The sequence below is a fragment of the Streptomyces sp. NPDC055966 genome (assembly GCF_042269865.1).
Taxonomy (GTDB): Bacteria; Actinomycetota; Actinomycetes; order Streptomycetales; family Streptomycetaceae; genus Streptomyces.
Genome location: NZ_JBHJYK010000074.1, coordinates 1 through 3,352 on the forward strand (window position 1 = coordinate 1; position 3,352 = coordinate 3,352).

Genomic DNA, 3,352 nt, shown 5'->3' on the forward strand with positions numbered 1-3,352 from the left:
CGGATGACCGGGAAACCGTCATGTCCGGTTCGGCGGGAGGCCGCGCGGAACAGGACCTGCCCCGGCGGGCACCTCACCGCGCGGCCGACCCAACCGCACTCCTGCACTGGTTCCGCCGGTTACGCATCCGCTGGGAGATCCGCGACGACATCCACGAAGCCTTCCTCAGCCTGGCCTGCAGCATCATCTGCTGGCGACGACTGAGGAACCTCCCACTTCGTTAGGAGTTCTTACGCCACTCGGCGTCTCGGCGGGACGCCATCAGCCGTTGGAACCGCCTCTGCGGGCGGATAACGGCTCTCTTCAGTAGCTTGAAACCCGATCACGCCGGAGTTCGTGCCGTCGGCCCGCCACAGCGGGACGGCTTTGTGTGGAAGGAACGCGCGTGCTGCCCATCGGATCGCTGGAGCACCTGCTGCGTGCTGTGGGGGAGCAGGCTGTTCGTGTCCTGCGTGTTCTCGATCCGCCCGGCGGGGCGGACCGTGCCCGGCGCAACGCCGCGCAGGCCGCCGCCGCGGCCTCGGCCGCGCGACGCGAGCGCGAGGCCGTGTCGTCTTGGCTGGCGCAGCGGGACAGAGCACCGCTTACCCGACCGGGATCGCAGCCCGTCGTGCGGCCGCTGGCACGCTCAGCGCCGTCCAACGGCCAGCTGTTGACACCGGCCTTCCACGCCGTCCAGGAGCAGGACATCACGCTCGACGAGGGGTGAGGGCCGGGCGGTTCAGGGGAGCGGAAACCGGCCACCGTTTCAAGGCCGCCGACCCGCGACGGGGGAGACACGGACCGGCGGGGTTCCAGTATCGGGGCTACGAGCGCGCCCGGCACGTCGCCGCGCTCAAGGCTCCGCTTCCGCTCGTTCATGCGGCGTTTCGGGGTGGTCTTGCGTTGGGCGGACGTTGCGGATGCCCGGCTGACGCGTTGGTGATGGGCGTGGACACGAACACCTATGCGCTCATCGCTCCGGACGGCAGCCTGGCCTTCAAGCGGGGGGTGCCCTCCGCCCGGATGTGGGCCGACGTCGACCCGCACTTCGGTGTCTTCTCAGGCTTCACCCTCACCATGCCCTCACGGCAGGGAGCACACGGGATGCGCGGCTACACCGCCGCCTGCTCCGCACGCCACCCGGAGAGCTACGCGCCGAACGAGACGCCAAGCGCGTCATGACGGCGCTCGGCGCGCCGGAACGGCCCTGGTTCGGCAACCTCGTGCTGTGCGGTGAGCTGGCCGGTGACACCGCTCACTCGACCTGTGCGGACTCACACAGGAACAGCAGGAGCGGATCCGGAACCTGCACGCCGGTGCCGGATCCGCGCAGTAGAACCGCCGTCGGCGCGGCGCGCGGGGTGGGATGGAGACCAGCGCATGCGCTCGACGTCGGCTTCTGGCTCGCGGGGGCCGGCGTGATGCCGCCAGCGCACGGTGCGCGTCAGGCAATCTCCCCGCATGGCCGCGTCCGCCGCATCGCGCCGGGGTGCCGAGGCAGGGGGTGCGTGCACAAGGAAGCGTGCCATGGCGGTGCACCAGGCCGAGACGAGCAGGACCTGTGCGCGTTCGGGCAGGCCGACCCAGCGGACTCCGGTGAGCACCATGGCGATCTCCAGCGCCCCGAGTGCGGCGGCGAGGATGCCTGCGACGAGACTCCACCGGGCCAGGCGGCGGTGGCCGGTGCGGTGAAGGACCGTGCTCAGAAGGAGCATGGCGAGGATCACGCCGGTGAACGCCGTCAGGCTCGACAGAGTGTGGACCTGGCGGAGCTGCTGGCCCAGGTCGGCGCTGTCCGCCGCACGGCAGACCGGGTCGACGGACGGGGCCAGGGCATGGGCCACACGCCATCGGTGATCGAGGCTGCCGCGGTGACAGCCAGAGCCAGGCATCCGCCGGCGCGCGGGCGCCTGGCCGGCAACCGCCGGGCCAGGGCCACAGCCAGGACCAGGAGGCCGCAGCCTGCGGCGATGTCGCCGGTGCGGAAGAGGAACGCGTACGGCCTGCCTGCGACGGACGACTCACTGACGTAGGAGTGCAGCGGGTTGAGGCCCGTGCGGAAGAAGCCTTCCAGCAGGAACGAGCTGTAGGCAAGCCCGCCGATCGTCCCGACGATGGCGCCGAGCCAGGAAGCGCGGACCCGTGTGTTCCCCACATGGACCCGCATCGTCACCCACTCCTCGCCCGGCGCCCTGCGATCACCGGTTCCTGTTCGGACCCCTCGTTCCGACGGTTCCCGACGTCTCTCCTTGATCGTGCGCCACGGACGGACTCGTGCAACTGGGCCGATCAGGGCACCCCTGGGGGCCATGAGGACCCCGCGCCGCCGTTCCGCCCCGCCGCCTATCGCGCCGCCCACAGCGGAGTCGACCGCATGCCGCCACCTGATGGCGTCGATCACCTGGCACGTACCCGCCGTGCAGGGTGTGGGGCATGGTGCGGGTGGCGTCCGCGATGGCCGCGGCGTCCTTCCCGTCGGTCATTGCCTCGCCGGGGTAGAGGTCGGCGATCCGGCGCATCGCCAGGCCCGGCAGATAGACCTTGCAGCTGCGTCTCGGAAACCACGCCTGGGTGGTCAGCACAGGCGAGGGAGACCCGTCGCGGGGCCGCTGTGGTCTCGTCCCCCTTGGGGTGACCGCTAAGTTATTCGCGGATTCTCGCCGAGGGTGTCGAAAACGTCGGGCGTGCTTCTACCTGCCCGTGAGAGCCCCGCCCGGGGCGGCACGACGAACGAGGAGCAGGACCGTGAAGTACATGCTGCTGATGCAGTTCAGCGAGAAGAACGTCGACTTCCCCAAGCTCGACGAGTGGAAGCCCGAGGAGATCCAGGCCCACATCCAGTTCATGAAGCAGACCAATGCCGGCCTCGCCGTAGCAGGCGGGCTGGTCGACGCCCAGGGCCTGGCCATGCCGGAGACCGCCCGGATCGTGCGCTCCCACAGCGGCGGCGCGCCGGTTGTCACCGAGTCCCCCCATCAGCCATGGTGAGCCCTTAGCGGGTCACTACCTCTGCGGCTGTGACCTGCCGTCAGGCCGTTGCACACCAGCACTTGACGCCCTCGAATGAGCACGGGTGGGCGCACGCTGTTCTGCGTGCGGTCCACCCGGGCCCGGGCTCGCAGGTTGTCGAGAGTCAGCGGACCGGCAGGACCTGGGTGTGGTCCTTCTGGACGGCCTGCAGGTCGTGGGGGTTCAGGCCCAGGAGGGACAGGATTGTCGGGGCGATCTGGGTGGTCTCGACCTGAGCAGGCTTGGTCACGCCCGCGGGGGTGCCTGCGCCGGAGATGACGAGCGGGACGTTCAGGTCGTCGGCGTGGGCGCCGCCGTGTTCGGCGATCTTCTTGGTGCCGCCTGTGTAGACCACGCCGTA

At 70.2% G+C, this 3,352-nt stretch carries 5 protein-coding genes and 3 pseudogenes; 4 read left to right on the plus strand and 4 right to left on the minus strand.

From position 1 onward, the window contains the following. The 3 genes and pseudogenes from ACFC8N_RS48710 to ACFC8N_RS48720 form a co-directional block, all read left to right on the plus strand. A pseudogene (locus ACFC8N_RS48710) lies at positions 1 to 224 on the plus strand (hypothetical protein); the annotation flags it as partial. Between the two features lie 161 nt (positions 225 to 385). Further along, positions 386 to 709, plus strand: a complete 324-nt coding sequence (locus ACFC8N_RS48715; protein WP_362823908.1) for a hypothetical protein — start codon at positions 386 to 388, stop codon at positions 707 to 709. Positions 710 to 930: 221 nt separating this feature from the next. Next, a complete protein-coding gene (locus ACFC8N_RS48720) occupies positions 931 to 1,164 on the plus strand; it encodes a hypothetical protein (RefSeq protein WP_376296086.1) in 234 nt (77 codons plus the stop codon). Positions 1,165 to 1,256: 92 nt separating this feature from the next. Here ACFC8N_RS48720 and ACFC8N_RS48725 read toward each other — a convergent pair whose 3' ends face one another. From ACFC8N_RS48725 to ACFC8N_RS48735, 3 genes and pseudogenes are all read right to left on the minus strand, one after another. Then, entirely contained in the window at positions 1,257 to 1,826 is a 570-nt protein-coding gene (locus tag ACFC8N_RS48725; RefSeq protein ID WP_376296087.1) for a DUF998 domain-containing protein, read from the minus strand. Beyond that, positions 1,724 to 2,293, minus strand: coding sequence for a DUF998 domain-containing protein (locus ACFC8N_RS48730; RefSeq protein ID WP_376296088.1), 570 nt, complete (start codon positions 2,291 to 2,293; stop codon positions 1,724 to 1,726). The genes ACFC8N_RS48725 and ACFC8N_RS48730 overlap by 103 nt, the downstream gene beginning before the upstream one ends. A 109-nt stretch (positions 2,294 to 2,402) precedes the next feature. Next, positions 2,403 to 2,519: pseudogene (locus ACFC8N_RS48735) on the minus strand (transposase); the annotation flags it as partial. Positions 2,520 to 2,727: 208 nt separating this feature from the next. Here ACFC8N_RS48735 and ACFC8N_RS48740 point away from each other — a divergent pair. After that, the gene (locus ACFC8N_RS48740; protein WP_376296089.1) at positions 2,728 to 2,970 is read left to right on the plus strand and encodes a YciI family protein; all 243 of its coding nucleotides are present in this window, start codon (positions 2,728 to 2,730) and stop codon (positions 2,968 to 2,970) included. 145 nt (positions 2,971 to 3,115) lie between these two features. Here the strand turns inward: ACFC8N_RS48740 and ACFC8N_RS48745 are convergent. Continuing rightward, positions 3,116 to 3,352: pseudogene (locus ACFC8N_RS48745) on the minus strand (phosphodiesterase); the annotation flags it as partial.